Origin of the sequence: Enterococcus devriesei (assembly GCF_001885905.1) — a bacterium.
GTDB lineage: Bacteria > Bacillota > Bacilli > Lactobacillales > Enterococcaceae > Enterococcus_A > Enterococcus_A devriesei.
In genome coordinates this window covers 1-336 of the sequence record NZ_JXKM01000063.1, presented here as the reverse complement: position 1 = coordinate 336, position 336 = coordinate 1, and the positions used below count along the sequence as shown (strand labels likewise).

3 tRNA genes are annotated in these 336 nt (G+C 54.2%); all 3 read left to right on the top strand.

The features are described 5' to 3' along the window. Positions 1-68: 68 nt before the first annotated feature. The 3 genes from RV00_RS16065 (at position 69) to RV00_RS16055 (ending at position 335) form a co-directional block, all read left to right on the top strand. Positions 69-140, top strand: a tRNA-Gly gene (locus RV00_RS16065). Between the two features lie 23 nt (positions 141-163). Further along, positions 164-249 (top strand) — tRNA-Leu (locus RV00_RS16060). Between the two features lie 12 nt (positions 250-261). Next, a tRNA-Arg gene (locus RV00_RS16055) sits at positions 262-335 on the top strand. The last annotated feature ends 1 nt before the right edge of the window (position 336 follow it).

Sequence of the window (336 nt, the reverse complement as noted above, 5' to 3'; positions counted from 1 at the left end):
CTCAGTTGGTAGAGCATCTGATTTGTAATCAGAGGGTCGAGGGTTCAAATCCTTTAGCCGGCATCGACGCGGAAATAGCTCAGTGGTAGAGCACCACCTTGCCAAGGTGGGGGTCGCGGGTTCGAACCCCGTTTTCCGCTTTCCTGAAGACCAGGGGAAGCACGCCGGGGTGGCGGAACTGGCAGACGCACAGGACTTAAAATCCTGCGGTGAGTGATCACCGTACCGGTTCGATTCCGGTCCTCGGCATTAACAAAATAAGCACCCGTAGCTCAATTGGATAGAGTACTTGACTACGAATCAAGGGGTTAGAGGTTCGAGTCCTCTCGGGTGCAT